Source organism: Pantoea sp. ARC270 (assembly GCF_003236725.1).
GTDB classification, from domain to species: domain Bacteria; phylum Pseudomonadota; class Gammaproteobacteria; order Enterobacterales; family Enterobacteriaceae; genus Pantoea; species Pantoea anthophila.
On sequence record NZ_PUGA01000016.1, the window covers coordinates 45,918 to 71,551 of the forward strand.

A 25,634-nucleotide genomic window follows, 5' to 3' on the forward strand; every position below is an offset into this window, starting at 1 on the left:
CATCAAGACAGGAAAGAGTATTCTATGGTCGATCAATCTAAAGATGCCCCCTTGACGCAGGAAGGCCCCGACAAGCTACGGCGCAACCTGCACAACCGACACATTCAGCTGATCGCCATCGGCGGCGCGATCGGAACCGGCCTGTTTATGGGTTCAGGTAAAACCATCAGCCTGGCCGGCCCCTCGATCATTTTCGTCTATATGATCATCGGCTTTATGCTGTTCTTTGTCATGCGCGCGATGGGAGAACTACTGCTCTCCAATCTGGAGTATAAATCGTTCAGCGACTTTGCCGCGGATCTGCTCGGCCCCTGGGCAGGCTACTTTACCGGCTGGACCTACTGGTTCTGTTGGGTGGTCACCGGCATCGCGGACGTGGTGGCCATCAGCGCCTATTTCCAGCTCTGGTTTCCGGGCTTCTCGATCTGGATGAGCGCCCTGCTCTGCGTGGTGGTCTTTCTGGCGCTTAACATTGCGACCGTCAAGCTGTTCGGCGAGATGGAGTTCTGGTTTGCGATTATTAAAATCGTCGCCATTGTCGCGCTGATCGTGACCGGCATTGTGCTGGTCTCCATCCACTACCCCTCTCCGGGCGGCGGTACGGCGGCACTGAGCAACATCTGGGATCATGGCGGACTGTTCCCGAAAGGGCTCAGCGGCTTCTTTGCCGGATTCCAGATTGCGGTGTTCGCCTTTGTCGGGATTGAACTGGTTGGCACGGCGGCAGCAGAGACTCACGATCCGCATAAAGTCCTGCCACGCGCGATAAATGCCATCCCGCTGCGGGTCATTATGTTTTATGTGCTGGCGCTGATGGTCATTATGGCGGTGACGCCATGGACCCAGGTGATGGCCGATCGCAGCCCGTTTGTTGAGATGTTTGTCCTGATTGGCCTGCCCGCTGCCGCGAGTATCGTCAATTTTGTGGTGCTGACCTCAGCAGCCTCCTCCGCGAACAGTGGCATCTTCTCCACCAGCCGGATGCTCTATGGTCTGTCACAGCAGGGGGTTGCCAGCCGCGCCTTTGGCCGGCTCTCAGCCCGCGCCGTCCCGACCACCGGTCTGTTTTTCTCCTGCTTCTGCCTGCTGGCGGGCGTGGCGTTAATCTACCTGATCCCGGATGTGATGACGGTCTTCACCCTGGTAACCACCGTCTCGGCAATTCTGTTTATGTTTGTCTGGACTATTATCCTGTGCAGCTATCTGGCCTATCGCAAAAAGCATCCGCAGCGTCATGCGGAATCCGGCTTTAAGATGCCGCTGGGCAAGCTGATGTGCTGGGTCTGCATGGCCTTCTTTGCCTTTGTGCTGGTGCTGCTGACCCTGCAGGATGATACGCGTCAGGCGCTGATGGTGACGCCACTCTGGTTCGCCCTGCTGGGTGTAGGCTGGTGGCTGCGTCATCGCGGCTCACGCAGTCGCTAGTTCAGCCTGTCAGAGAGGAAGCCCGGTCAGATGACCGGGCTTTTTTACAGGCGTTCACCCAGCGCAGAAAAGCTGGCGGACAACGAAGGCCGTTCAGAAGGCAAGCGCTGCGGCCGGGGAACGGGCTGCTGAGGCGTGCCGAGACCAAAGGTAAAGGTATACTTTTCCCCTTCGCCCATACGCAGGTCAGCTATCGTCGTCTGCCCATCCTGCTCACGCAGGGCATAAAAACCGTGGCTGAACCAGGCGACGCGTTCTGCATACCAGCTGCCACGAAACCCTTTGTAAAGTTCGGGATGACGCGGATACCACGTCACCTGTAGCGGACGCGAAGGCGACAGTAACGACCAGTAAGCTTCGCCATAGCGGTCGCCGGTCAGGATCACACTGCGCCAGACCAGCGTATTGAACGCCGTTGGCGTCACCAGTACCTTATCGGTCGGAATCCCCTGCCCGGTCAGCGACTGCCGGATCTGCCAGCCTGCCACGCCCTGAATCACCACGCTCCAGACCAGATAAAGCGAGCTCAGCGTTAATCCCAGCCGGTTGCCGCGCAGCCCCCGTTCACCGCCACGCCAGAGCGCCACAGCCAGCCCCACCAGCAGCGGCAGCGTATAGAGGGGATCGATAATGTAGATGCTGCCAATCGCATAGGGAAAGTCAGTGAGCGGCAGGCCAAGCTGGGTGCCATACACCGTCATCAGGTCGAGCAGCGGGTGCGTGATCAGTGCCAGCCAGATGGCGGGCCACCACGCCCGCCATGCCACCCGTTGACGACACAGCCCCGCCACCAGCCAGGCAACCAGCGGGGAGATCAGCGTGAGCCAGAGCAGCGCATGACTTTCGGTGCGATGCAGCGTCATGTTGCGTATTGCATCGCCATGATCGATAAAGACATCCAGATCGGGCAGGGTGCCGCAGACACCCCCAACCAGTGCCGCCTGCCAGATCGGAACCCGACGCCCCATCACCGCGACGCTGACGGAGGCGCCCAGTACCCACTGCGAAACAGAATCCATAGATTAACTCCGTTACCGAATCGTGAATCTGGGCGGAATCAGCGTACGCGGATGCCTTCAATGATCATGCGCTGAACGTTCTCGACAGTCTGCTCAAAGAACGCGGCGTCGCTGAGGGTCTGTCCGGTCACCGCCTCCACCTGCGTGGCGAAATCGGCATAGTGCTGCGTAGTGGCCCAGAGCATAAAGATCAGATGCTGCGGCTGGACGCCAGCCAGACGCCCTTCATCAATCCAGCGCTCAATTATCGCCGCCTTATCATCCACCAGTTGCTTGAGGTCGCCCGCCAGCTCCCCTTTCAGCAGCGGTGCGCCCTGCAGCATCTCCAGGCAGAACAGCCGGGAGGCCTGAGGATGATCCCGCGACACCTCCAGCTTCAGCCGGATATAGCGTCGGATGGCCATCAGCGGATCCTGATCGTGCGCCAGCGCGCGCAGCGGCGCCAGCCAGACATCCAGAATCTGTTTCAGCACCGCCACATAGAGCGCCTCTTTCGAGGGAAAATAGTAGAGCAGATTGGTTTTGGAAACGTCTGCCAGCTCGGCCACCTTATCGAGGCTGGTGCCATGAATACCAAACTGCGAGAACAGGGTCAGCGCCGCATCCAGTATCGCCGCTCGCTTTGCCGCCACCGCGCGTGAACGACGCGTTGGCTTTTTTTCATCGGTTTTCACTGCCTTACCTCATCCGTCAGGTGTCATCGCATCATAGCAAAGGGATCTCTGGCTGCCTAACCAGCGTGCTGCACCTTTTTTGCTCAGCCTGCATGGAAAACGTGCAGCGAATTTTGACCAAACGGTCTGAAATGGACCAGTCACTCCACTTTTATTTTTGCTCTTCATTTTAACCCATTGTTATATAAACAATTAAAAATTGTGGCACAGGGTTTGCAAAATTGTGACTGAGCGCAGCCCACAGGGATGAGGCAGGATGCAGTGCCGCGCGTGAAACACCTTTCCCCCATCGCAACGAGGTTTCACATGAAGATAGGCGTCTTTATTCCGATTGGTAACAATGGCTGGCTGATCTCCTCCAATGCACCGCAGTACATGCCAACCTTCGAACTCAACAAGGCAATCGTACTGAAAGCAGAGCATTACCATTTCGACTTTGCGCTTTCGATGATCAAACTGCGCGGCTTCGGCGGAAAAACAGAATTCTGGGATCATAACCTGGAATCATTCACCCTGATGGCTGGTCTGGCGGCCGTCACCTCACGTATTGAAATTTATGCCACTGCCGCCACCCTGACGCTGCCACCGGCCATTGTGGCGCGCATGGCGTCCACCATTGACTCCATCTCTGGCGGCCGTTTCGGCGTCAACCTGGTCACCGGCTGGCAGAAACCGGAATATGAACAGATGGGTATGTGGCCTGGCGATGAGTACTTCAGCAGCCGCTACGCCTATCTGACCGAATACGTTACCGTGCTGCGCGACCTGTGGGGCACCGGAAAATCGGACTTTAAAGGTGAATTCTTCACCATGAACGACTGTCGCGTCAGTCCGCAGCCGCAGCGCCCGATGAAGGTCATCTGCGCCGGTCAGAGCGACGCCGGTATGGCCTTCTCCGCACAGTATGCCGATTACAACTTCTGCTTTGGCAAAGGGGTAAACACCCCTGCCGCGTTCAGCTCAACCTCGCTTCGCATGAAACAGGCGGCGGAGAAAGCCGGTCGCGACGTCGGCTCCTACGTCCTGTTCATGATTATTGCCGCGGAAACCGATGAGGAAGCGCGGGCGAAGTGGGAACACTATAAAGCCGGTGCCGATGAAGAGGCGCTTTCCTGGCTGACCACCCAGAGTCAGCAGGATACCAAATCGGGCAGCGACACCAACGTGCGCCAGATGGCCGACCCCACCTCTGCCGTCAACATCAATATGGGTACCCTGGTCGGCTCCTGGGCCAGCGTGGCGCGGATGCTGGATGAAGTGGCTCAGGTTGAAGGCACCCACGGCGTGCTGCTGACCTTTGATGATTTCCTGGAAGGAATCGAGAACTTCGGACAGCACATCCAGCCGCTGATGCGCTGTCGCAGCGCCCTGCTGGATGCACAGAAGGAGGTGGCATGATGAATACCGTTTACTGCGCTCACACGCCTGACGTGACTCAGGTCGAACTGCCAGCCCGGCCAGAGCCGATTGCTTTTCCACCCGGTCAGAGTGCGCTGATCGTGGTCGATATGCAGAACGCCTACGCCACTGAAGGGGGTTATCTTGACCTGGCGGGCTTTGATGTTTCCGCCACGCAACCGGTGATAGCGAAGATTCATCAGGCAGTGACGGCGGCGCGTGCCGCAGGCGTGCAGATTATCTGGTTCCAGAACGGCTGGGACAGTGACTATGTTGAAGCCGGTGATGCCGGTTCGCCCAACTTCCACAAATCTAATGCGCTGAAAACCATGCGCAAACGACCTGAACTGCAGGGCACGCTGCTTTCTAAAGGCGGCTGGGATTACGCACTGGTGGATGAACTGGTGCCGCAGCCCGGGGACATTGTGCTGCCTAAATCGCGCTACAGCGGCTTCTATAACACGCCGCTCGACAGCATGCTGCGCAGTCGCGGCATTCGTCATCTGATCTTTACCGGCATTGCCACCAACGTCTGTGTGGAATCGACGCTGCGCGACGGCTTCTTTCTGGAGTACTTCGGCGTGGTGCTGGAAGACGCAACCTACCAGGCAGGCCCGCCATTTGCCCAGCAGGCGGCGCTGTTCAATATCGAAACCTTTTTTGGCTGGGTATCGGATGTCGATACCTTCTGCGAAAGCCTGAAAGCCCCTGATCACCGAGGATGACGCTATGCCAAAAAGTATCATTGTTCCACCGGGTACCACGACGCCCATCGCCCCGTTTGTCCCTGGCACGCTGGCAGATGGCGTGGTCTATGTTTCGGGCACGCTGCCGTTTGATGCTGACAACAACGTGGTGCATGTCGGGGATGCCGCCGCGCAGACCCGCCACGTACTGGAAACCATTAAAAAGGTGATTGAAACCGCGGGTGGCACGATGGCGGATGTCACCTTCAACTCTATTTTTATCACCGACTGGGCAAACTATGGTGCGGTGAACCAGGTCTACGCCGACTACTTTCCCGGCGATAAACCCGCCCGATTCTGTATTCAGTGCGGGCTGGTCAAACCGGATGCGCTGATTGAGATCGCCAGCGTGGCCCACATTGGCAAGCCGGAGGTCTGATGCAGCTGGATATTCTGGGCCTGCAAAATCCCGATGCACCGACGCTGGTGCTCTCCTCCGGGCTGGGCGGCGTAGCCGGTTTCTGGCAGCCACAGCTGGCGGCGCTGACGACACGCTATCGGGTGGTCTGTTATGACCAGCGCGGCACCGGACGCAGCGCTGACACGCTGCCGGAGGGCTACAGTATGGCGATGATGGCGGCGGAGCTGGCCGATGCGCTGGCGCAGCACGGCATCCTGCGCTTCAGCCTGATTGGTCATGCGCTGGGTGGCCTGCTGGGGATGCAGCTGGCGCTGGATTACCCGGAGCGGATCGAGCGGATCGTGGTGATCAACGGCTGGCTGTCGCTGCATCCCCATACCCGCCGCTGCTTTCAGGTGCGCCAGGATCTGCTGCTGAACGTCGGCGTGGAGGCCTTTGTCCGTGCTCAGCCGCTGTTTCTCTATCCGGCAGAATGGATGGCGCAGCATCAGACGCGGCTTGAGCAGGAGGACAGTCATCATGTCGCCCATTTTCAGGGCATGGAAAACCTGATGCGCCGGCTGCACGCCCTGATGAGCGCAGATTTCAGCGCCCGGGCAGCCGCAATCCCGCAACCGGTGCTGGTGATCGCCAGTGAAGATGACCTGCTGGTGCCGTGGAGCTGTTCATCCGTGCTGGCTGCCGCCCTGCCCAACGCCACGGAGCAGAGAATGGCCTGGGGCGGACACGCCATGAGCGTCACCGACGCCGAAACCTTTAATGCCCTGCTGCTGCAGTGGCTGGATCAGACCGATGACGTGCAGCCCCTGCAGCGCGTCGTCTAAGCTTTTGCGGAGAAGATTATGAGCCTGGATACCCTTGCCCCTGCCGTTGACAAAACGGCCTTTCGTCATGCGATGTCGCGCCTGGGCGCGGCGGTCAACATCATTACCACGGAAGGTCCTGCCGGACGCGCAGGCTTCACCGCCTCTGCGGTGTGCAGTGTCACGGATGCGCCCCCTACACTGCTGGTCTGCCTGAACCGTTCGGCCTCGGTCTATCCGGTGTTCCGCGAAAACATGCAGCTCTGCGTCAACACCCTGGCAGCGGGCCATGAAGCGCTCTCCACGCTGTTTGGTGGTAAAACCCCGATGGCTGAGCGGTTTGTGGCTGCAGAGTGGTCGACGGCCGTTACCGGCTCGCCGGTGCTGAGCGGCGCGGTCGCCTCCTTTGACTGCCGGATCACTCAGATTGTCAGCGTCGGCACCCATGACACCCTGTTCTGTGAAGTCCTGGCCGTGGTGCGCAACGACGATTCTCACGGCCTGGCCTGGTTTGACCGGGGATACCATCCCCTGATGCGGCAGGAAGCCTGATAACCCTTCCCTGAAACCCACCGGCATTCATAACGCTCTGGAGTAGACGATGGCACGATCCTGGTTTCCGCAATGGCAAAAGAAGTCGGCTTTAACAGAAAACGGTATTATCGCCCCGGATGAGACACTGCCTGCGGGGCAGACGCTGGTGCTGGGTTTACAGCACGCGGTGGCGATGTTTGGCGCAACGGTGCTGATGCCGCTGCTGATGGGACTGGATCCCAATCTGGCGATTCTGGTCTCCGGGATAGGGACCCTGCTGTTCTTCTTTATTACCGGCGGTCGCGTGCCCAGCTATCTCGGGTCAAGCGCCGCGTTTGTGGGCGTTGTGATTGCGGTGACCGGTTTCAGCGGTCAGGGACTGAACCCTAACCTCAGTGTGGCGCTGGGTGGCGTCATCGCCTGCGGCCTGCTCTATACGCTGATAGGCGTGGTGGTAATGAAATTCGGCACCCGCTGGATTGAGAATCTGATGCCGCCCGTGGTGACCGGAGCCGTGGTGATGGCTATCGGGCTGAACCTGGCACCGATTGCGGTGCACAGCGTCTCCGCCTCCGCCTTCGACAGCTGGATCGCGGTGATGACCGTGTTATGTATTGGCCTGGTGGCCGTCTTTACCCGCGGAATGGTTCAGCGCCTGCTGATTCTGGTGGGGCTGATTCTGGCGTGGGCGATCTATGCCCTGCTGACTAACGTTATGGGACTGGGCAAGCCGGTGGATTTTACGGCGCTGTCACAGGCGGCGTGGTTTGGTCTGCCGCATACCACCTCGCCGACCTTTGATCTGCATGCGATGGTATTAATCGCCCCCGTCGCCATTATCCTGGTGGCGGAGAACCTCGGCCACCTGAAAGCGGTAGCGGGCATGACCGGACGCAACCTCGACCCGTATATGGGACGCGCCTTTGTGGGCGATGGTCTTGCCACGATGCTCTCCGGTTCAATCGGCGGCAGCGGGGTGACCACCTATGCGGAAAACATCGGGGTGATGGCGGTGACCAAGGTCTACTCGACGCTGGCATTTGTTGCTGCGGCGGTCATCGCGATCCTGGCCGGTTTCTCGCCGAAGTTCGGTGCGCTGATCCACACCATTCCGGCGCCGGTGATCGGCGGTGCCTCGATTGTGGTCTTCGGACTGATTGCGGTGGCGGGCGCGCGCATCTGGGTACAGAATCAGGTCGATTTAGGCCAGAACAGTAACCTGATCATGGTGGCGACGACGCTGGTCCTTGGCGCAGGTGACTTTGCGCTTAAAATCGGTTCATTCACGCTGGGCGGCATCGGCACGGCGACCTTTGGGGCCATTATCCTCAATGCCATTCTGCGCCGTAACCGCGCCATGCAGCAGGATAAGCTGGCGCGTCAGCAGGGTTAACTACTCCAGCGGTGGGGCAGCAGGCTGCACCGCTTTCTTTCGTTTCAGCCGCAGTTCACTGACAATCACGCCACAGACAATCAGCGCCCCACCCATCAGCGCCAGTGCAGGCAGCCGCTCACCGGCGATACGTCCGACCACGCCCGCCCAGACCGGCTCACCGGCGTAAATAACCGTGGCACGCGTGGGTGACACGCTGCGCTGCGCCCAGTTCATCGTGACCTGAATCAGTGCGCTGGCGGCGCCCAGTCCCAGCGCACTGAACAGCAGCGGCATGGAAATCACAGGTACCGTCTCCCCATTGGGGATCATCAGCGCAAAGGCGCACAGCGACGCCACCGCGAGCTGGATCATCGTCACGCGACGCACATCGACCCGACTGGCAAAGCGGCTGATTAAGATAATCTCAGCGGCAATCGCCAGCGTACTGAACAGGGTGGCTATCTCCCCGGCATTCAGGCTGATACGGCCATCCTGCGGCCCCGCCACCAGCAGCAGACCGGTGAAGGCCAGCACAATCCCCAGCCATGACATGATGCCCGGCGGACGTCGTAAAAACAGCCATTGCAGCAGCGGCACCACCGGCACGTAGAGCGCAGTGAGAAACGCGGACTGACTGCTGGAGATGGTCTGCATTCCCCAGGTCTGTAGACCGTAACCGCCGGCAATCGACAGGCCAATCAGCGTCCCGGCTTTCACTTCCAGCCAGGTTATTCCTTTGAGATAGCGCCGGAAAAAGAGCGCCAGCAGCAGTGCGGCGGTGGCAAAACGCAGACCGACGAAAAAGAACGGTCCCGAGTGCTGCATCGCCCGATGCACCACCAGAAAGGTCCCGCCCCAGATCATAGTTATAAAGATTAACACCAGCTCCTGCCGCGTCAGGCGCAGGGATAAGCCGCGGAGAGTGTCCGACATAATTCACCTGATAAAAGATTCGGACAACATTGTGGAGGAGAGCGAGGGGGAAAAGCAACGACGTTAACCGCCGGATCTGACCGGCGGCTATCAGGGGGTTAAGCGTCTGTTTTCTTCGGACTGCTGCGTCCGCCCTTCTCGCCGGCACGCGCGGCACGCTGCGGATCGTTTTTAAAATTACCGCCGCTGTTTTTGCCCCCTTTACGTCCCGCCTCTGCGGCACGTTCACGGTTTTCAGCAAAATTACCTGAACCGCCACGATGTGTTGTCATGATGTGCTCCTGTCGCGTAGTGCGATAAATAAGAATGAGAAAGTCGAGAGCTGACGGCCCGGGGCCTGGATTCAACCCATGGTTAAAGAATAGCCAGATTCTGCTTTCACCCCGCGCACAGTCACATTTAGCAACAGACTATTCACCACCGATTTGAGTAAATAACGAACATTCCTCTGGCTTACAATCGATTAGCTGCGGAATTATTACACAGCTAAACCCGCTCACTCCTTCCCTCCCCTGCGTAAAACGAAAGCTCTTCTATACTTTTTCTGGACGTCTAAACCACCTGGAGAGATCAATGGCTAAGATTCTGGTGCTTTATTACTCAATGTACGGACATATCGAAACGATGGCGAACGCGGTCGCTGAAGGCGCTCGTCGGGTTCCCGGCGCGGAGGTGGATATCCTGCGGGTACCAGAAACGATGGAGGCCAGTCGCTTTGCGGAGGTGGGCGGCAAAACCGATCAGCTGGCGGCAGAGGCAACGCCGGATGTGCTGCCGCAGTATGACGCCATTATCGTCGGCACCCCGACCCGCTTCGGCAACATGTCCGGTCAGATGCGCACCTTCTGGGATCGCACCGGCGGCCTGTGGGCATCAGGTGCCCTGTTTGGCAAGGTCGCCAGCGTCTTCACCTCAACCGGCACCGGCGGCGGTCAGGAACAGACGATTACCTCGGTCTGGACCACCCTGGCGCATCACGGCATGGTGATCGTGCCCATCGGCTACGGCACCAAAGAGTTGTTTGATATCTCTCAGGTGCGCGGCGGAACACCTTATGGTGCGACAACCCTGGCAGGCGGGGATGGCTCCCGTCAGCCCACGGAAGCGGAGCTGAACATCGCCCGTTTTCAGGGCGAACATGTTGCCAGCCTGACCACTAAACTGCAGGACTGATTTAATCAAAGGAGAAAAGTATGTCTACTGAACAATCAAAAGCACATCACGTTGGCGAATGGGCCAGCCTGCGTCATACCTCCCCTGAAATTGCTGAGGCCATTTTCGAAGTGGCTGATTACGATGAGAGACTGGCAGAAGAGATCTGGCGTCAGCAGGGCAGTGACGATGTACTGATTCGCGCCTTTGAAAAAACCGATAAAGATCTCCTGACCTGGGATGACAAACCCGTAGAACGTAAAAACGTCTGATTCAGGGGCGGGATCTTCCCGCCCTCAATTTTTTCGCTCACCAAGGAGAACGCTATGTCTTCCTATCAAAGCATTAATCCCGCCAACAACCAGTTGCTGAAGAGCTGGCCATCCCATGATGATGCCGCCGTCAGCCATGCCCTGAAGGTCGCCGACCAGCTGTTCCACTCCTCCTGGAGCAAAGGGGAGATTCAGCCGCGCCTGCAGGTACTGAAAAAGCTGGCTGACCTGATTGATAGCCGTGCGGAAGAACTCGCCACCATCGCCAGTAAAGAGATGGGTAAACTGATTGGTCAGAGCCGGGGCGAAGTCAAAATCTGCTCGCAGATTGCCCGCTACTACGCGGAGAATGCTGAGCGCATTCTGCAGCCGCACACCTACCCCAGTGAGCTGGGCGAAGCCTGGGTTGAGTATCACCCGATTGGTGTTCTGGTGGCCGTTGAGCCGTGGAACTTCCCCTACTATCAGCTGATGCGCGTGCTGGCGCCTAACCTCGCGCTGGGTAACCCGGTGCTGGCAAAACATGCCAATATCGTGCCGCACTGTGCCGATGTCTTTGAAAAACTGGTTCGCGAAGCAGGTGCGCCTGAAGGCGCCTGGACGAACCTGTTTATCTCTACGGAACAGGTCGCGGATCTGATTGCTGACGATCGGGTTCAGGGGGTTGCCCTGACCGGTTCCGAGCGCGCCGGTAGTGCCGTGGCCGAACAGGCCGGTAAGCACCTTAAGAAATCGACGCTGGAGCTGGGCGGCAACGACGTCTTTGTCGTACTGGATGATGCCGATCTTGATGAAGCCGTGCGTCAGGGCGTGCAGGCGCGCCTGAGCAACTGCGGTCAGGTCTGTACGGCGGCAAAACGGTTTATTCTGCATGAGAAAATTGCCGATCGCTTTATCAGCCAGTTCAGCGCGGCGCTGAGCGCGGCGACGCTGGGCGATCCGCTGGATGAGAAGACCACGCTGGGTCCGCTTTCCTCGGCAGATGCACGCGACCGTCTGGTTAAACAGGTTGATGAAGCTGTTGCCAGCGGCGCAAAACTGCTGACCGGCGGTAAAGCCGTTGACGGCGTGGGCTGCTATTACCAGCCCACGATTCTGACCGGCATCACACCCGATAATCCGGCTTACTATCAGGAGTTCTTTGGCCCGGTGGCACAGGTCTATGTGGTGGCAGACGACCAGGCCGCGGTAGCGCTGGCCAACGACTCTCACTATGGTCTTGGCGGCTCCGTCTGGACGCGGGATATTGCCCGTGGCCGCAGGCTCGCTTCTGCCATTGAAACCGGCATGGTGTTTATTAACTCGCAGAGCGACACCTCCGCAGAGCTGCCTTTCGGCGGCGTGAAACGTTCCGGCTATGGTCGTGAACTTTCCGATCTGGGCATCAAAGAGTTTGCTAACCAGAAACTGGTTGTTGTGGCGGGATAGGCTGCCGCAGGTATAAAAAAAACCCCGTCTCGACGGGGTTTTTTATTGTCAGCAGGATAGGGATATTACGGTGTCGCTTCAGCCGCTGACTTTGTTTTATCGTTCTGCGCGCTGGCAGACGGTGTTGCACTATCAGCCTTGTCAGCCGTGGCGTTGTCACCGGCTGATTTCGCCGCTGCGTTATCCGCTTTGGCAGCAGCCGCGTTCTCCGCTTTGGCCTTCTCAGCCGCCGCTTTATCCGCGGCAGCTTTATCCGCTTTAGCCTTCTCCGCTGCGGCTTTGTCAGCGGCAGCTTTCTCCGCTCTGGCCTTCTCTGCTGCGGCTTTGTCAGCGGCAGCTTTCTCCGCTCTGGCCTTCTCTGCTGCGGCTTTGTCGGCGGCGGCTTTATCTGCGGCAGCCTTATCCGCATCCGACTGCGCTTTGTCTGCGGTCGCCTCCTTATCGGCTTCCGCTTTGTCAGCGGCAGCATCCTGCGTCGCAGCGGCTTTCGCACTGTCGTCATCAGATGGCGTCGCGGCGGCTGGCTGTGGTGCAGCGGCTGGCTGCATTGGCGTGCCCTGCAGCGCCGCGTTCAGCGCCTGAGAGAACTGATCCCAGCTGCAATAGCCGTTAGCATCCGTCGGGCAGCCCGCCAGTTGCAGCGTCACACGTTTTGGCGGGTTTTTCAGACTCAGCACGTCCGCATTGCGCAGCTGATCGGCGCTCTGATAGACATATTCGACTTTGAGCAGGTCTTTGTCATTTTTCGCGTCGTGCCAGCGTTCAAAGACAACCTGACCACCAATCGGCGTTTTTTCCCAGGTATCAGGCAGCTCATATGGCTTCACCTGCAACGCGCTCAGCAGCGAGGCAATGTTTGAATCGTGCCCCACCATCAGCGTAATAGCTGGTGCACTGGCTTTATCCTGATCGACCAGCTGACTGCGGATGTAATCCACCAGCGGGGCGGCCACTTCGCGCGAGATATCCGGACTGGTAAACAGCGCGTCCTGATAGCCATTTTTAATGGCCGACAGCTCTTTCCACTGTTCAGGCGTCTTGATCTGTCCCCACGCCACCTGCTCCAGCGGGAAACCTTCATAATATTGCAGGGTGAACGCATCCATCAGCGAGTTACCCACTTTCAGCGGGCCACTGACATTCGGCTCTTTGCCATTTTCCGCGCTGAAGGTGTTCTGACCACTGCTCAGATCGCACTGCTTTTTATTGTTACAGGCAGGCGAAGATTTATAGTCAACAATCTTCTCAAGACGCTGGAAAGCAGGCTTCAGCGAGAGTTTTTCATTTTCGGCAGCCATCGCAGCCAGCGCTTTCTTGTTGAAGGCTTCGCTGCCATCCGTGATGACCGGATTAAAGATAGGATCCATGGTGCCCATCGCATCCTGATGCGTGACCGCGATGTCACAGCCCGGGAAAGCGCCATTGACAAAAAACTGGGCGGTGGCAACGGTACGCTGCAGGCTGTTGGCATAGACAAAGACGTTATGGCTGTCAGGACAGCTGCCGTTCTTCACCAGTCCCTGCTGGGCCAGCCACTGACGGGTATAGTTACCCATGTAGATTTCCAGCACGCCACCTTTGGTGGTCAGCTGACCGCCAGGAACGTCCCACTGCGGCCAGCTTTTTTTGGTGGACTGCTCCAGCACGCTGCCGTTATCGGCCAGCGGCGCACGCAGATTGTGACGGCTTAGCATCAGGACCTGCTGCAGCTGCATATCACCTTCAGCCGCCAGCGCGACGGTTCCGACCGGCAATGCTGCGAGCACTGACAATGCGCAAAGACTCAGTTTCTTGATCATTGTGCCTATTCCATTCATTCAGTAAAGAAACACTCTGGCTATCAACCGATTAGCTCGCCTCAGAGCGACGTAATCCCTAGTGTAACTCAGCTCGCCTCATAAAAGCGCCAGATGTTTGCAAAAACGGTGAGTAGACTATAGCAGAGGATAAAGAGAGATGAATGCAAAGCCGGATGCGGCTCAGTGCGCCTTTCCGGCATGGCAGAAGAACAGAGGAAGGCAGAAACGAAACAGGCCAGCACTGAGTGCTGGCCTGTAAAATCTGGCGGAGGAGGAGAGATTCGAACTCTCGGATGGTTTCCCATCGGCGGTTTTCAAGACCGCTGCCTTAAGCCACTCGGCCACCCCTCCGTTTTAAAACAGTACTGCATTGGCAAAATAATCAGCTGACATTTTGCCACTTTATTGCCCGAGGCAGATAAAGTGGCGGAGGAGGAGAGATTCGAACTCTCGGATGGTTTCCCATCGGCGGTTTTCAAGACCGCTGCCTTAAGCCGCTCGGCCACCCCTCCGCAATGACGCGCACTATAAACATCCCGATTATCGATGTAAAGCCTGTATCTGACTGTTCGCATGAAAAACAGCCATTTCCTGTTTTTTCGCTGTCAAAATCACCACTCTGCTCAAACAATTAGCAGATTAGCGCGTAAAGAAGGGTAAAACGGCTTTTCCCTCTTTAATGGCCTGCGTATTCTCGGCTCATATTTAGTGTTCTGCTTAAAGGAGCGCAACATGGAAAGAATTGTCACCTCATCGCAGTCCTCACTGCTCTCAACGCACAAAGTTCTGCGCAATACCTATTTTCTGCTGGGATTAACCCTGGCTTTTTCAGCCGTTACGGCCACGGCCAGCACCCTGCTGGCACTACCGGCGCCCGGTCTGATCCTGATGCTGGTCGGCTTCTATGGTCTGATGTTTTTAACCTACCGTCTGGCTAACAGCCCGATGGGCATCCTGGCCGCCTTTGCCTTCACCGGCTTCCTGGGGTACTGCCTGGGTCCGATCCTGAGCTCTTTCCTGACCGCAGGGATGGGGGATGTGATCGCGCTGGCGCTGGGTGGAACGGCGCTGGTCTTCTTCTGCTGTTCCGCGTATGTGCTGACGACCCGCCGTGATATGTCCTTCCTTGGCGGAATGATGATGGCGGGATTTGTGGTGCTGCTGGTCGCGGTAGTGGCTAACCTCTTCCTGCAGTTACCTGCTCTGCATCTGGCGATCAGCGCCCTGTTCATTCTCTTTTCAGCCGGCGCGATTTTGTGGGAAACCAGCAATATCATTCACGGCGGAGAAACGAACTATATCCGGGCCACGGTCAGCCTCTACGTTTCACTCTATAACATCTTTGTCAGCCTGCTGAGCCTGCTCGGTTTTGCCCGCAGCAACTGACAGACACGTGCATCAGCGTTGAAAACCCCGCTCCGGCGGGGTTTTTTCTTTTACTGCTACGCCAGTTTGCTACACTGCGCCGTCATTTACAGAGAGGAAGTCACGTGAATTTTAACGGTAACGAAATCGCCGTCGATGCCGAAGGCTATCTGAAAAATCCCAGCGACTGGAGTGCAGCGCTGGCTGAACATATTGCCGCGCAGGAAGGCCTTACGCTGACCGACGCCCACTGGGAGGTCGTCCATTTTGTACGCGCCTTCTATCTGGAATTTAACACCTCCCCCGCCGTACGAATGCTGGTGAAGGCGATGGCGAAGAAGTATGGAGAAGAGAAAGGCAACAGCCGCTATCTGTTTCGTCTTTTCCCTGACGGGCCGGCTAAGCAGGCGACGAAAATCGCAGGCCTGCCCAAACCGGCCAAATGTCTCTGACTATCCGGTCGTAAAGCCGCGTGGGGGTGATGACGGCTGGTGCGGCTCCACCCATACACTGTCCACCCGCGCGCTGCGTGGCCCGCCCGCTTTGAGCCAGGCGATAAGAGACTCGACCTTTTCCGCCTCGCCCCAGGCCAGCACTTCGACACTGCCATCCTCCAGGTTGCGCGCATAGCCCAGTACGCTCAGCGCGCGGGCTTCGGCCTGGGTGCTGTAACGGAATCCGACGCCCTGCACGCGGCCATAAACCCATGCTTTAAAACAGGCTGCTGACATACTGCCCTCCTGCTGCTGTTCGTTGCAATTTCCCGTTATCCACCGGACAATGGCACCTCATTTTTTCAGGTAAGCATAGCAAACTATGACAGTCAGATTGATTCTCGCAAAGGGACGTGAAAAGTCCCTGCTCCGTCGCCATCCCTGGGTCTTTTCAGGCGCTGTCGCGCGTCTGGAAGGTAAAGCGCAACTGGGTGAAACCATTGACGTGTGTGACAGTAACGGCAAATGGCTGGCGCGCGCCGCCTATTCTCCTCAGTCACAGATTCGCGCCCGTGTCTGGAGCTGGCAGGCCGATGAATCCATCGATATCGCCTTCTTTGTGCGCCGTTTTGAGCAGGCGCAGCAGTGGCGCACATGGCTGGCAGCGCGCGACGGCCTGGACAGCTATCGTCTGATCGCCGGTGAATCTGATGGTTTACCGGGCGTCACCATTGATCGCTTTGGCAATTTTTTTGTTCTGCAGCTGCTCTCCGCTGGAGCCGAATATCAGCGTGCGGCGATCATTACTGCCCTGCAGCAATGTTTCCCCGGCTGTGCTGTCTATGACCGATCCGACGTCGCCGTGCGGAAGAAAGAGGGTCTGGAACTGACGCAGGGCACGATTACCGGCGAACTGCCGCCGTCTCTGCTGCCGATTACTGAGCATGGCATGAAGCTGCTGGTTGATATCCAGGGCGGCCATAAAACCGGCTACTACCTCGATCAGCGAGACAGCCGTCTCGCCACCCGCCGTTACGCTCAGGATGCCCGCGTACTTAACTGCTTCTCCTATACCGGTGGATTCGCCGTCTCGGCATTGATGGGCGGCTGTAAAGAGGTGATCAGCGTTGATACTTCGCAGGAAGCGCTGGATGTGGCACGTCAGAACGTCGAACTGAATGAACTCGACCTCTCCCGCGCGCGCTTTGAGCGTGATGATGTCTTCAAACTGCTGCGTCGCTATCGTGACAGTGGGGAGAAATTTGATCTGATCATTATGGATCCGCCGAAGTTCGTCGAAAACAAAAGTCAGCTGATGGGTGCCTGTCGCGGCTATAAAGATATCAACATGCTCGCCATTCAGTTGCTGAATCCCGGTGGTGTTCTGCTGACCTTCTCCTGCTCCGGTCTGATGGCCACTGAACTGTTCCAGAAGATCATTGCCGATGCCGCACTGGATGCCGGCCGCGAGGTGCAGTTTATTGAGCAGTTCCGTCAGGCAGCGGATCATCCGGTGATCGCCAGCTACCCGGAGGGACTCTACCTGAAAGGTTTCGCCTGCCGCGTCATGTGACTTGAAAAATTGGCTCCTGCCCCCATATTGGAAAGAGAGCTTTTTTTCGGAGGTCACTATGATTGCCAGTAAATTTGGTATTGGTCAGCAGGTTCGTCATCGTTTGTCCGGCGTACTGGGCGTTATTGTTGATGTTGATCCTGAGTACTCGTTAGATGAGCCTAAAATTGAAGAGGTTGGCGCGGAAGAGAAGATGCGTTCGGCCCCCTGGTATCATGTCGTGATGGAAGATGAAGAAGGCGATCAGGTGCATACCTATGTTGCTGAGATTCAGCTTTCGGGCGAAACCAGCGTTGAACACCCTGAGCAGCCCTCAATGGATGAACTGGCGGCCTCAGTGCGTCAGCAGCTTCAGGCGCCTCATCTGCGACATTAATCTGTGGCGGCACCCTCTGCCGCCACATGTCTCTTCTCAGCGCGTGATCCCCAGCCGCGGAATCTCAATCTTCGGACAGCGATCCATAATCACCGTCATACCCGCATCCTGTGCCAGTACGGCCGCCTGCTCATTAATCACACCCAGCTGCAGCCACAGGGTTTTTGCGCCCACCGCAATCGCCTCCTGGGCGACGCCCCACGCGGCTTCAGAATTGCGAAATACATCCACCATATCAATATGGCCCGGAACATCTCCCAGGCTGGCATACGCCTGCTGCCCCAGCAGCGTCTTGCCCGCCAGCTTCGGGCTGACCGGAATCACGTCATACCCCCGATCAAGCAAATATTTCATCACGCCGTAGCTGGGACGCTCAGGGCGATCGCTTGCCCCGACTAAGGCGATGCGTTGGGTGCGGGTCAGCACCTCGCGAATTGTCTGGTCGTTCATCGTTATCTCCTTTCAGGCCAGAGTTGAGTGTAGATGGGCACACCCCCGAACGGTTAAGTCAGTGACGTAATTAATTGAGCCAGCGCACGATTAAATATGTTTAAATGTAAACTCACTGCCATAATGTAAGAATTTGCTACACATAATCCTGTGTGTCATCAGTTACCGGAGTTGAAATGAAGCTGTCGCTGGCTGTAATGGGGTGGGTCGCTCTCCTCGTTTCGGCGTCCTGTTCTGCCATCACGTTAAAGCTCGATCCGCAAATCGATCTGCTGGTGCTGGATGGCCGTAAGATTTCAGGCTCGCTCCTCAAGGGCGCAGACAGTTTAGAACTGGACCGGGGTCAGCATCAGTTTCTGTTTCGGGTAGAGCAGCAACGAAAAGGTCAGAAAGAGAGCACGCTCGCCTATCAATCGGTGCCGATGATCGTCACCTTCACTGCCGTGGCTAAAACCATTACCATCCGGCTGCCTGCGCTGGAGACAAAACGCGAGCTCTATCACTTCGATCGCAGCCTGAATTTCCTGCTGGTGGATGAGAAAGGGAACGAAATCACCAGCCTGCGCGATCGTCTGCCTGCCGCACCCGCTGTCGACATGGAAAAAGCGATGGTGAACTACAATCGCACCGGTCAGATCGCCTCTGTGCCTCGTTTTGCCCATTCGGCCTCTGAGACGCCTTCTGCGGTCAGTCTGACCGCCGATCTCGACTGGACTGAAGCGGAGCATCCCTCACTTCACCGCTGGTTTCAGCGCTTTGACGAAGCGACGCGTCAGCAGTTTCTGACGCTGGTCAAAATGCTGCGCACCAGTTGATAGCGCTGAAAGCGCAGAGGTAAACTCGCGCTATCGCTTTTTCCGCATGACCCTGAATGGAGACGTTTGTGGAGCAGACTACCCGTACCCTTGGCAAACAAAAACATATCGCACTGGTCGCCCATGACCATTGCAAAGCCGCTCTGCTTGAGTGGGTTAAACAGAATCAGCCTGCACTGGAATCCCATATCCTCTATGCGACCGGCACCACCGGGAATCTGATCAACCGTGACACCGGCCTGAATGTCACGGCCATGCTGAGCGGCCCGATGGGCGGCGACCAGCAGGTAGGTGCGCTGATTTCCGAAGGAAAGATAGATGCGCTGATCTTTTTCTGGGACCCGCTCAATGCGGTACCCCACGATCCCGATGTCAAAGCGCTGCTGCGTCTGGCAACCGTATGGAATATCCCGGTCGCCACCAATCGCTCTACCGCAGATTTTATTATTCAGTCGCCGCTGTTTGCGCAAAGCAGCGAGATCATGATCCCTGACTATGCGCGCTATCTGGCCGGACGGCTGAAGTAACTCAGGCTTTACGCAACACCGGCACGCCCAGTTCACGGAAGTGCCCGACAAAGGGTGACGGCGCGCTTTTATCAAACAGCAGAAAAACCTGCTGGCGCGCCCGTGTCAGAGCGACGTAGGCCAGGCGGCGCTCTTCTGCATCCGGGAACGCTTCCGGCTGCGGTAACAGGCCCTGTTCGATAATCGATTCGCGCACGTTCGCCGGAAAGCCCTCTTTGCCCTGCTGCAACCCCAGCAGAATGACGTAGTCCGCCTGCTGGCCTTTACTGGCATGGATGGTCATAAATTCCAGATTGAGTTTCGGCCAGCGGGTTCTGGCTTTGTCCAGCACATCCGGTCGCAGGTAGTGATAGCGCGCCAGCAGCAGGATGCGCTCATCAGGCTTTACATAGCCGCTGAGTTTATTCAGCAACGGCTCCAGCTGATCGTCCGCCAGCAGTGAAATCGACTTTTTATTCCCTTTGGTGATGCTGTTAAGCGGCTTCGTCAGCTGCTGCGGATTCTGCTGGATAAAGCGGTTCGCGATGTCGCCGATGCGATCGTTAAAGCGGTAAGTGGTATCCAGCACACAGCGGTCACCCTCACCAAAGTAGTGATGAAACGCCGTCGTCAGCGTCATCTCTGCACCGCTGAAGCGGTAGATGGCCTGCCAGTCATCGCCAACGGCAAACAGGGCGGTGCGCCTGTTCTGCTGGCGTAAAGCGCTGAGCAAGGCGGCGCGCTGCGGTGAGATATCCTGAAACTCATCCACAAGAATGTGTTTCCAGGGGCTGATAAAGCGCCCTTTTTCCAGCAGAGCAATCGCCTGATGAATCAGCCCCGAAAAATCGACCGCGCCCTCCTCTTTTAACGCACTCTTCCACGCTTTCAGCAGTGGAGCCATCAGCCTGATACGTTTGCTGAACAGATCGCGCACCTCTTCAGGCACCTCTGCGATCATCGCGGCCTGCGCGCCGCCATGCATGCGCATCAGACCCAGCCAGCGTTCGAGTCGTGACGCCAGGCGCTTAGCCAGTTTGTCATCCTCCCAGAATGGCCCCTCCGGCACCTCCCACTCCAGCTCGTCACGCAGCCATTGGCGCCAGCCGTTGGCCTGGGCCTTTTTTTCATGACACTGCTGCCGCCATTCCTGAATCAGCAGTGCACGACGCGCATCGGCATCGCTCTCCAGCTTGCTGATGACCGGCTGCTTATTGCTGCCTTCACGAATAATATGCAGGGCCAGAGAATGGAAGGTTCGCGCCTGAATATCACTGGCTGACAGCCGCGACTGGATACGGGCGTTCATCTCTTCTGCAGCCTGTCGGCCAAAGGCCAGCAGCAGAATTTGATCGGCGCTGGCGAGATTGCGCTGCATTAACCAGCCCGCACGCGCCACCAGCACGGAGGTTTTACCGCTCCCGGCGCCCGCCAGCACCAGCAGTGAATTTTCGCCGTTGACTACCGCCTCGCATTGCGATTGATTGAGAGGCGTACTCTCGACCGTGTCGAAGAATGCCCGGTAGCGGGTCAGCATTGCGGCGGTCCAGTCACGGTTTCGCTGCCGCAGGGCCGCCTCGCCCTGCTCCAGCCAGCGCTGACAGAAAGCCTGGTTTTCACTACAGTCAGCAAAATCCTTCAGCCGGGAGAGCGGCAACGGCAACGCATCGAACTGCTGAATAATGGTGTTTTTCAGCGCCTGCAGTTCATGCCGGTTCAGCCAGCGATCCTGCGCACTGAATGCCTCAATGTCATCACGCAGGGTCTGCAGTACGTCGCGGCACACCGCACTCATCTCCAGGCTCCAGCTCTGCCAGGCCTGCAGCAGGTAGTGATAAAAGCGCTGCGTTTCCTGCCATTCCGTGCCATGCAGCCGCACCACTTTTTCATCAGCCAGCAAAAATTCCAGTTCGCCCCACACCACGCCGCGTTTGCAGGCGATATCCAGCAACTGATTAAAAGGGATCAGGTACTCATGCTTATCGCCACTGACTTCGACGCCCGCTGCCATCAGACGGACACGATTATAGGGATGCCGGGCAAGTCGTTTGCCCATCGAAGTTGCTTTCAGTTCCACGCCGACACTCACGTCAGAGAATAGGATTCGGGGAAGTTTACCTGTCAGACCCTTGGCGCTCCAGCCTTAAAACAGGCTAAACTTGGCGTCACATCTTGCGGAATGCAAAAGGAAAAGAAGATCATGCGCACCGTCTTAAACGTTCTTAATTTTGTCCTGGGCGGTTTTTTCACCACCCTGAGCTGGCTGTTTGCCACCCTGATCAGCATCGTACTGATTTTTACCCTGCCGCTGACCCGCTCCTGCTGGGAAATTACCAAACTCTCGCTGCTGCCATTTGGTAACGAGGCGGTGCATGTGGACGTGCTTCGCCCTGAAAACAAAAGCCACATCATGAACACCGGCGGAACCTTTCTGAATATTTTCTGGCTGATTTTCTTGGGCTGGTGGCTCTGCCTTTCCCATATCTCTGTCGGGATTGTGCAGTGCATCAGTATCATCGGCATTCCGGTCGGGCTGGCTAACTTCAAGATCGCCGCGATAGCACTCTGGCCGGTTGGACGCCGGGTGGTGTCAGTGGAAGAGGCGCAGGCTGCGCGCGAAGCCAATGCCCGCCGCTATTAATATGATGTCAGCTACGCTGCCGGGCTGGCGCAAATATCTGTTTAACAGCGCCTGGCGCTATCTGCTGCGCATCCTGTTTGCGCTGAGCGGATGCGCCGCCATTCCCTGGTGGCTGCACCAGATTGAGTGGACCATCCCGCTGACGCTGGGTGTGGTAGCGGCGGCGCTGGCCGATCTCGATGATCGTCTGGCGGGCCGCCTGAAGAATCTGCTGATTACCCTGCTCTGCTTCTGCATCGCCTCGGTTTCCGTCGAGTTACTGTTTCCCTGGCCTCTGGCCTTTATCGCTGGCCTCGCGATCTCAACCTGGGGTTTTATTCTGCTGGGGGCGCTGGGTCAGCGTTACGCGACGATCGCCTTTGGCGCGCTGCTGATTGCGGTCTACACCATGCTTGGCATCGGGCTGTTCAGTCAGTGGTACATGCAGCCGATCCTGCTGCTGGTCGGCGCGCTCTGGTACAACCTGCTGACACTGCTGGGTCACCTGATGTTCCCGGTGCGACCGGTGCAGGAGCAGCTGGCCGGCAGTTTTTCACAACTGGCGCGTTATCTGGATGCGAAAGCGAATCTGTTCGACCCGGATGCGGGTGAACAGGATGATGCCGCCTTTGTGGAGGCGGCAATGGTCAACAGCCAGTTAGTGGCCCAGCTCAACCTGACCAAAACCACGCTGCAGAGTCGTCTGCGCGGCGATCGCGGCTCACGCGGAACCCGCCGCAGCCTCCACTACTACTTTGTGGCGCAGGACATTCATGAACGGGCCAGCTCATCTCACCTGCAATATCACCTGCTGCGGGGTGACTGGCGCTATAACGAAATTCTGTTTCGCTTCCAGCGACTGCTGAATATGCAGGCTCAGGCGTGTCGGCAGCTGGCGCATTGCATCCTGATGCGCGAAAGATGGGTGCATGACAGCCGGTTTGAGCGCGCGTTTGAACGTCTGCAGAAAGCCATAGAGCGTCTGGAGCAGCGTGAACCGGAAGCCGCCCATACGCGTGCGCTCTTCTGGCTGCTGCGTAATCTGCGTGCCATTGACGCTCAACTCGCCTCGATTGAATCTGAACAGACCCTGTCAGGGGAAGACACTCAGCACAGCGACAATCTGCTTTCGCGTGAAGGGCTGAGTGGCTGGAGCGATATCCGGCTGCGCTTCAGCCGACATCTCACGCCCGCGTCGGCGCTGTTCCGGCATGCTGTCCGGATGTCTGTGGTGCTCTGTATCGGCTACGGTTTTATTCAGGTGACCGGACTGGAACGCGGTTACTGGATTCTGCTGACCAGTCTGTTTGTCTGTCAGCCTAACTACAATGCAACGCAGCGACGCCTGGCGTTGCGTATCGGCGGGACGCTGGCCGGTATTGCGATTGGCCTGCCCGTTTTATGGCTGGTGCCCTCCATAGAAGGTCAGTTAATCCTGATCGTTATCTCCGGCGTGCTCTTTTTTGCCTTCAGACAGGTCCAGTATGCGCAGGCCACGCTGTTTATTACGCTGCTGGTGCTGCTCTGCTTCAATCTGTTAGGTGAAGGATTTGAGGTCGCCCTGCCACGGGTGGTAGATACCTTACTGGGCTGTGGGCTGGCCTGGCTGGCTGTGGCCTTTATCTGGCCTGACTGGCGGTTCCGTCAGTTACCGGCCGTGGCAGAACGGACTCTGCAGGCGAACTGTCGTTATCTTGACGCCATCATGGAGCAGTATCATCAGGGCAAAGACAACCGACTCGCCTATCGCATTGCGCGTCGTGATGCGCACAATGCCGATGCTGAGCTGGCGTCGGTGGTGTCAAATATGAGCAGTGAAAGTCGCACCAGCCAGAAACTGCGTGAATCCGCTTTTCAGCTGCTCTGTTCTAACCACTCGTTTCTGAGTTATATCTCTGCGCTGGGTGCCCACCGCGATAAGATCAGCGATCCGGCACTGCTGACGCTGCTGGATGACACCGTCTGCTACGTGGAGGATGTGCTGCAGACGGAGGTGGTCAGTGATGAACAGGCAGAGGCGATGCGCCAGCCGTTAGCTCAGCGCATCAGCCAGCTGGCTGCAGATGCAGACACGCGTGCGCCACTGGTGCTCCAGCAACTCGGTCTGCTGGTGGCACTGATGCCTGAAATGGCTCGCCTGCGCCGCACGCTACTTGCCGACTAACCTTTGCTGCTTCCGGGCGCTGTGTCAGATAACAGCGTGCGCTGAAACCAGGCGTTCAGCTCGGCCCGGGTTGCCTGCGGCAGTGCAGCAGCATGATGACCGGTGATTGCGCCCTGCAGCGCCAGCAATGTCTGAAATCCGACGTGCTGGTTGATGGCTTTCAGCTTCAGCCAGCACTGTTTGGCCCCCATCTGGTAAAGATGGTTGACGCTCATGATACCCGCGTCATACAACATCATCTCCAGACGGACACTGAGGTTGGGCAGATCTTTGAGTCGCGGTGAACCCTGCCTGTCCTGCAGCTCCAGCTGCGCCGTTTCCAGTGAGGCGGCGGAGAGCGCCAGCAGATGCTCAGGATCGCGCCATAACGTCTCATCGACGCGGTAGTAATTGAGACTGACCAGCTTACCCCGCTTGCGAAACACCAGCGGCTGCAGAGGCCGATCGGTGATGTACGCCTGCAGGGGTTCACTGGCGCGCAGGTAGAGCTCACCCTGATTAATTAACGCGAAAACCACACTCTCAACCGCCAGTGCATACCCGCCGAACTGGGTACGGGACTCAATGGCTCCCAGTGGGGCCAGATGCGCTCTGGAGCGCTCTACAACCGGATTCACCTTTTTCATTGCACCACCTCCATGTCAGAAACAGACCGTAAATTGCCTTGGGTATCAGGCAATTAGAAGATAGGAAAAAGCGTAAGCGGGTTCAACGAATAAATAGTGGTTCGCCTAATCTTGTCGCGTTTTTGCGAGGCGTTTTCAGAAATTTGGGTTGATCTTTATCCAGGATGACAGTACTGTATATTCATACAGTCAACTGCTGGTGATTAACTTATGCGAACCCAACATCCTGATAATGCACGCTATGCTCATCGTTATGCGTCATCTTCTGTTCCGGCGGCTCAGCCTGGTGGAATTACAGAGTTACGTTACAGTGAGCAGCCCGGAATGATGCAGATGTTACTGCTACCGTTATTGCAGCAATTGAGTCAGCAGTCACGCTGGCAGCTGTGGTTAACCCCCGCGCATAAGCTGAATCGCGCCTGGCTACAGGAATCGGGATTACCGCTGAATAAAAGCATGCACATCGCCGATTCAGAACGACTGAATGCGGTTGAGGCGATGGTCAGGGCGTTACGCACAGGCAATTACAGCGTGGTACTGGCATGGATCCCCTACGAGCTGGATGAAGATGAGCGTCGTCAACTGGAAAATGCGGCAGCAGAGGGTGAAGCGCTGGGGCTGATTTTGCGTTCAGGCGGGACTTCGGAAGCGCCTCTCAGACCACAAAACCCCATAAAAATTCAGTCGGATTTGTTTCATTAAGTAAAAATAAGAAGTTTCTCAAGCTATTTTTCTTATCTGTCGTCGCTAAACCACTGATTCTGTTAGTTCGAGCATTGACAATGG

At 57.2% G+C, this 25,634-nt stretch carries 28 protein-coding genes and 2 tRNA genes; 19 read left to right on the forward strand and 11 right to left on the reverse strand.

The window, feature by feature from the left end:
- The first annotated feature begins 24 nt into the window (after nucleotides 1-24).
- Complete coding sequence (cycA, locus tag CKF42_RS09655; RefSeq protein ID WP_046101562.1) at nucleotides 25-1,425, forward strand: D-serine/D-alanine/glycine transporter; 1,401 nt, start codon at nucleotides 25-27, stop codon at nucleotides 1,423-1,425.
- Between the two features lie 44 nt (nucleotides 1,426-1,469).
- On the opposite strand, the gene CKF42_RS09660 is transcribed toward cycA, so the two are convergent.
- Together CKF42_RS09660 and rutR are read right to left on the reverse strand one after the other, a co-directional pair.
- On the reverse strand, nucleotides 1,470-2,444 hold the full coding sequence (locus CKF42_RS09660; RefSeq protein ID WP_111208068.1) for a metal-dependent hydrolase: 975 nt from the start codon (nucleotides 2,442-2,444) through the stop codon (nucleotides 1,470-1,472).
- Between the two features lie 38 nt (nucleotides 2,445-2,482).
- The gene (rutR, locus tag CKF42_RS09665; protein ID WP_009090993.1) at nucleotides 2,483-3,118 is read right to left on the reverse strand and encodes an HTH-type transcriptional regulator RutR; all 636 of its coding nucleotides are present in this window, start codon (nucleotides 3,116-3,118) and stop codon (nucleotides 2,483-2,485) included.
- A 306-nt stretch (nucleotides 3,119-3,424) separates the two neighbouring features.
- Between rutR and rutA the strand changes: the two genes are divergently transcribed.
- The 6 genes from rutA to rutG are packed head-to-tail and all read left to right on the forward strand — an operon-like array spanning nucleotide 3,425 to nucleotide 8,353.
- Nucleotides 3,425-4,516, forward strand: coding sequence for a pyrimidine utilization protein A (gene rutA / locus CKF42_RS09670; protein WP_111208069.1), 1,092 nt, complete (start codon nucleotides 3,425-3,427; stop codon nucleotides 4,514-4,516).
- Nucleotides 4,516-5,241 carry a pyrimidine utilization protein B gene (gene rutB / locus CKF42_RS09675; protein ID WP_111208091.1) on the forward strand — a complete coding sequence of 242 codons (726 nt, stop codon included), beginning with the start codon at nucleotides 4,516-4,518 and terminating at the stop codon, nucleotides 5,239-5,241. The genes rutA and rutB overlap by 1 nt, the downstream gene beginning before the upstream one ends.
- Nucleotides 5,242-5,245: 4 nt before the next feature.
- Nucleotides 5,246-5,641 carry a pyrimidine utilization protein C gene (gene rutC, locus CKF42_RS09680; RefSeq protein ID WP_009090999.1) on the forward strand — a complete coding sequence of 132 codons (396 nt, stop codon included), beginning with the start codon at nucleotides 5,246-5,248 and terminating at the stop codon, nucleotides 5,639-5,641.
- Nucleotides 5,641-6,447, forward strand: coding sequence for a pyrimidine utilization protein D (gene rutD, locus CKF42_RS09685; protein WP_111208070.1), 807 nt, complete (start codon nucleotides 5,641-5,643; stop codon nucleotides 6,445-6,447). The genes rutC and rutD overlap by 1 nt, the downstream gene beginning before the upstream one ends.
- 18 nt (nucleotides 6,448-6,465) lie before the next feature.
- Nucleotides 6,466-6,978 carry an NADH-dependent FMN reductase RutF gene (gene rutF / locus CKF42_RS09690; protein ID WP_111208071.1) on the forward strand — a complete coding sequence of 171 codons (513 nt, stop codon included), beginning with the start codon at nucleotides 6,466-6,468 and terminating at the stop codon, nucleotides 6,976-6,978.
- A gap of 49 nt (nucleotides 6,979-7,027) precedes the next feature.
- Nucleotides 7,028-8,353, forward strand: a complete 1,326-nt coding sequence (gene rutG, locus CKF42_RS09695) for a pyrimidine utilization transport protein G (protein ID WP_111208072.1) — start codon at nucleotides 7,028-7,030, stop codon at nucleotides 8,351-8,353.
- On the opposite strand, the gene CKF42_RS09700 is transcribed toward rutG, so the two are convergent.
- Together CKF42_RS09700 and CKF42_RS09705 are read right to left on the reverse strand one after the other, a co-directional pair.
- Entirely contained in the window at nucleotides 8,354-9,268 is a 915-nt protein-coding gene (locus CKF42_RS09700) for a DMT family transporter (protein ID WP_111208073.1), read from the reverse strand.
- A gap of 98 nt (nucleotides 9,269-9,366) precedes the next feature.
- Nucleotides 9,367-9,540 carry a general stress protein gene (locus CKF42_RS09705; protein ID WP_009091008.1) on the reverse strand — a complete coding sequence of 58 codons (174 nt, stop codon included), beginning with the start codon at nucleotides 9,538-9,540 and terminating at the stop codon, nucleotides 9,367-9,369.
- A gap of 301 nt (nucleotides 9,541-9,841) precedes the next feature.
- Here CKF42_RS09705 and wrbA point away from each other — a divergent pair, with 301 nt between their 5' ends.
- From wrbA to CKF42_RS09720, 3 genes are read left to right on the forward strand one after another with little or no spacing between them, the layout of a single operon-like run.
- Nucleotides 9,842-10,441 carry an NAD(P)H:quinone oxidoreductase gene (gene wrbA / locus CKF42_RS09710; protein ID WP_009091010.1) on the forward strand — a complete coding sequence of 200 codons (600 nt, stop codon included), beginning with the start codon at nucleotides 9,842-9,844 and terminating at the stop codon, nucleotides 10,439-10,441.
- Nucleotides 10,442-10,461: 20 nt separating this feature from the next.
- A complete protein-coding gene (locus tag CKF42_RS09715; protein ID WP_009091011.1) occupies nucleotides 10,462-10,692 on the forward strand; it encodes a YccJ family protein in 231 nt (76 codons plus the stop codon).
- Between the two features lie 54 nt (nucleotides 10,693-10,746).
- Nucleotides 10,747-12,120: an NAD-dependent succinate-semialdehyde dehydrogenase gene (locus CKF42_RS09720; protein ID WP_058958006.1), complete on the forward strand. Its 1,374-nt coding sequence runs from the start codon at nucleotides 10,747-10,749 to the stop codon at nucleotides 12,118-12,120.
- 65 nt (nucleotides 12,121-12,185) lie between these two features.
- On the opposite strand, the gene agp is transcribed toward CKF42_RS09720, so the two are convergent.
- From agp to CKF42_RS09735, 3 genes are all read right to left on the reverse strand, one after another.
- Nucleotides 12,186-13,919, reverse strand: a complete 1,734-nt coding sequence (agp, locus tag CKF42_RS09725) for a bifunctional glucose-1-phosphatase/inositol phosphatase (RefSeq protein WP_111208074.1) — start codon at nucleotides 13,917-13,919, stop codon at nucleotides 12,186-12,188.
- 263 nt (nucleotides 13,920-14,182) lie between these two features.
- Nucleotides 14,183-14,270 (reverse strand) — tRNA-Ser (locus tag CKF42_RS09730).
- 73 nt (nucleotides 14,271-14,343) lie between these two features.
- Nucleotides 14,344-14,431, reverse strand: a tRNA-Ser gene (locus CKF42_RS09735).
- 220 nt (nucleotides 14,432-14,651) lie between these two features.
- Between CKF42_RS09735 and yccA the strand changes: the two genes are divergently transcribed.
- Complete coding sequence (gene yccA, locus CKF42_RS09740; RefSeq protein ID WP_009091017.1) at nucleotides 14,652-15,305, forward strand: FtsH protease modulator YccA; 654 nt, start codon at nucleotides 14,652-14,654, stop codon at nucleotides 15,303-15,305.
- Nucleotides 15,306-15,409: 104 nt separating this feature from the next.
- Complete coding sequence (locus tag CKF42_RS09745) at nucleotides 15,410-15,736, forward strand: TusE/DsrC/DsvC family sulfur relay protein (RefSeq protein ID WP_009091019.1); 327 nt, start codon at nucleotides 15,410-15,412, stop codon at nucleotides 15,734-15,736.
- Here CKF42_RS09745 and yccX read toward each other — a convergent pair whose 3' ends face one another.
- Entirely contained in the window at nucleotides 15,737-16,015 is a 279-nt protein-coding gene (gene yccX / locus CKF42_RS09750; protein ID WP_111208075.1) for an acylphosphatase, read from the reverse strand. It abuts the gene before it with no gap.
- A gap of 85 nt (nucleotides 16,016-16,100) precedes the next feature.
- Here yccX and rlmI point away from each other — a divergent pair, with 85 nt between their 5' ends.
- Entirely contained in the window at nucleotides 16,101-17,291 is a 1,191-nt protein-coding gene (gene rlmI, locus CKF42_RS09755) for a 23S rRNA (cytosine(1962)-C(5))-methyltransferase RlmI (RefSeq protein WP_111208076.1), read from the forward strand.
- Nucleotides 17,292-17,349: 58 nt separating this feature from the next.
- Nucleotides 17,350-17,667, forward strand: coding sequence for a heat shock protein HspQ (hspQ, locus tag CKF42_RS09760; protein WP_009091024.1), 318 nt, complete (start codon nucleotides 17,350-17,352; stop codon nucleotides 17,665-17,667).
- A gap of 36 nt (nucleotides 17,668-17,703) precedes the next feature.
- Here hspQ and CKF42_RS09765 read toward each other — a convergent pair whose 3' ends face one another.
- Nucleotides 17,704-18,117 carry a CoA-binding protein gene (locus tag CKF42_RS09765; protein WP_111208077.1) on the reverse strand — a complete coding sequence of 138 codons (414 nt, stop codon included), beginning with the start codon at nucleotides 18,115-18,117 and terminating at the stop codon, nucleotides 17,704-17,706.
- Between the two features lie 176 nt (nucleotides 18,118-18,293).
- Between CKF42_RS09765 and CKF42_RS09770 the strand changes: the two genes are divergently transcribed.
- Complete coding sequence (locus tag CKF42_RS09770) at nucleotides 18,294-18,932, forward strand: DUF2057 family protein (RefSeq protein ID WP_111208078.1); 639 nt, start codon at nucleotides 18,294-18,296, stop codon at nucleotides 18,930-18,932.
- Between the two features lie 68 nt (nucleotides 18,933-19,000).
- A complete protein-coding gene (gene mgsA, locus CKF42_RS09775) occupies nucleotides 19,001-19,459 on the forward strand; it encodes a methylglyoxal synthase (RefSeq protein ID WP_009091029.1) in 459 nt (152 codons plus the stop codon).
- A gap of 1 nt (nucleotide 19,460) precedes the next feature.
- Here the strand turns inward: mgsA and helD are convergent, their stop codons facing one another.
- On the reverse strand, nucleotides 19,461-21,515 hold the full coding sequence (gene helD / locus CKF42_RS09780) for a DNA helicase IV (RefSeq protein WP_111208092.1): 2,055 nt from the start codon (nucleotides 21,513-21,515) through the stop codon (nucleotides 19,461-19,463).
- A 123-nt stretch (nucleotides 21,516-21,638) separates the two neighbouring features.
- Between helD and CKF42_RS09785 the strand changes: the two genes are divergently transcribed.
- Nucleotides 21,639-22,079, forward strand: coding sequence for a YccF domain-containing protein (locus CKF42_RS09785; RefSeq protein WP_111208079.1), 441 nt, complete (start codon nucleotides 21,639-21,641; stop codon nucleotides 22,077-22,079).
- Between the two features lies 1 nt (nucleotide 22,080).
- Entirely contained in the window at nucleotides 22,081-24,222 is a 2,142-nt protein-coding gene (gene yccS, locus CKF42_RS09790; protein WP_369750594.1) for a YccS family putative transporter, read from the forward strand.
- On the opposite strand, the gene CKF42_RS09795 is transcribed toward yccS, so the two are convergent.
- The gene (locus CKF42_RS09795) at nucleotides 24,219-24,848 is read right to left on the reverse strand and encodes a TfoX/Sxy family DNA transformation protein (RefSeq protein ID WP_058958010.1); all 630 of its coding nucleotides are present in this window, start codon (nucleotides 24,846-24,848) and stop codon (nucleotides 24,219-24,221) included. The genes yccS and CKF42_RS09795 overlap by 4 nt on opposite strands.
- A 210-nt stretch (nucleotides 24,849-25,058) precedes the next feature.
- Between CKF42_RS09795 and sulA the strand changes: the two genes are divergently transcribed.
- Nucleotides 25,059-25,550: an SOS-induced cell division inhibitor SulA gene (gene sulA / locus CKF42_RS09800; RefSeq protein WP_111208080.1), complete on the forward strand. Its 492-nt coding sequence runs from the start codon at nucleotides 25,059-25,061 to the stop codon at nucleotides 25,548-25,550.
- Nucleotides 25,551-25,634: the final 84 nt, after the last annotated feature.

Excerpts from the sequence above, each read along its gene's own strand:
- rlmI (WP_111208076.1), top strand. The coding sequence starts at position 16,101 with ATGACAGTCAGATTGATTCTCGCAAAGGGACGTGAAAAGTCCCTGCTC.
- agp (WP_111208074.1), bottom strand. The coding sequence starts at position 13,919 with ATGATCAAGAAACTGAGTCTTTGCGCATTGTCAGTGCTCGCAGCATTG.
- CKF42_RS09715 (WP_009091011.1), top strand. The coding sequence starts at position 10,462 with ATGTCTACTGAACAATCAAAAGCACATCACGTTGGCGAATGGGCCAGC.
- rutD (WP_111208070.1), top strand. The coding sequence starts at position 5,641 with ATGCAGCTGGATATTCTGGGCCTGCAAAATCCCGATGCACCGACGCTG.
- CKF42_RS09660 (WP_111208068.1), bottom strand. The coding sequence starts at position 2,444 with ATGGATTCTGTTTCGCAGTGGGTACTGGGCGCCTCCGTCAGCGTCGCG.
- rutG (WP_111208072.1), top strand. The coding sequence starts at position 7,028 with ATGGCACGATCCTGGTTTCCGCAATGGCAAAAGAAGTCGGCTTTAACA.
- rutA (WP_111208069.1), top strand. The coding sequence starts at position 3,425 with ATGAAGATAGGCGTCTTTATTCCGATTGGTAACAATGGCTGGCTGATC.
- CKF42_RS09705 (WP_009091008.1), bottom strand. The coding sequence starts at position 9,540 with ATGACAACACATCGTGGCGGTTCAGGTAATTTTGCTGAAAACCGTGAA.
- wrbA (WP_009091010.1), top strand. The coding sequence starts at position 9,842 with ATGGCTAAGATTCTGGTGCTTTATTACTCAATGTACGGACATATCGAA.
- rutC (WP_009090999.1), top strand. The coding sequence starts at position 5,246 with ATGCCAAAAAGTATCATTGTTCCACCGGGTACCACGACGCCCATCGCC.
- CKF42_RS09795 (WP_058958010.1), bottom strand. The coding sequence starts at position 24,848 with ATGAAAAAGGTGAATCCGGTTGTAGAGCGCTCCAGAGCGCATCTGGCC.
- CKF42_RS09720 (WP_058958006.1), top strand. The coding sequence starts at position 10,747 with ATGTCTTCCTATCAAAGCATTAATCCCGCCAACAACCAGTTGCTGAAG.
- hspQ (WP_009091024.1), top strand. The coding sequence starts at position 17,350 with ATGATTGCCAGTAAATTTGGTATTGGTCAGCAGGTTCGTCATCGTTTG.
- cycA (WP_046101562.1), top strand. The coding sequence starts at position 25 with ATGGTCGATCAATCTAAAGATGCCCCCTTGACGCAGGAAGGCCCCGAC.
- yccA (WP_009091017.1), top strand. The coding sequence starts at position 14,652 with ATGGAAAGAATTGTCACCTCATCGCAGTCCTCACTGCTCTCAACGCAC.
- CKF42_RS09700 (WP_111208073.1), bottom strand. The coding sequence starts at position 9,268 with ATGTCGGACACTCTCCGCGGCTTATCCCTGCGCCTGACGCGGCAGGAG.
- yccS (WP_369750594.1), top strand. The coding sequence starts at position 22,081 with ATGATGTCAGCTACGCTGCCGGGCTGGCGCAAATATCTGTTTAACAGC.
- CKF42_RS09785 (WP_111208079.1), top strand. The coding sequence starts at position 21,639 with ATGCGCACCGTCTTAAACGTTCTTAATTTTGTCCTGGGCGGTTTTTTC.
- sulA (WP_111208080.1), top strand. The coding sequence starts at position 25,059 with ATGCGAACCCAACATCCTGATAATGCACGCTATGCTCATCGTTATGCG.
- rutF (WP_111208071.1), top strand. The coding sequence starts at position 6,466 with ATGAGCCTGGATACCCTTGCCCCTGCCGTTGACAAAACGGCCTTTCGT.
- CKF42_RS09765 (WP_111208077.1), bottom strand. The coding sequence starts at position 18,117 with ATGAACGACCAGACAATTCGCGAGGTGCTGACCCGCACCCAACGCATC.
- rutB (WP_111208091.1), top strand. The coding sequence starts at position 4,516 with ATGAATACCGTTTACTGCGCTCACACGCCTGACGTGACTCAGGTCGAA.
- CKF42_RS09770 (WP_111208078.1), top strand. The coding sequence starts at position 18,294 with ATGAAGCTGTCGCTGGCTGTAATGGGGTGGGTCGCTCTCCTCGTTTCG.
- yccX (WP_111208075.1), bottom strand. The coding sequence starts at position 16,015 with ATGTCAGCAGCCTGTTTTAAAGCATGGGTTTATGGCCGCGTGCAGGGC.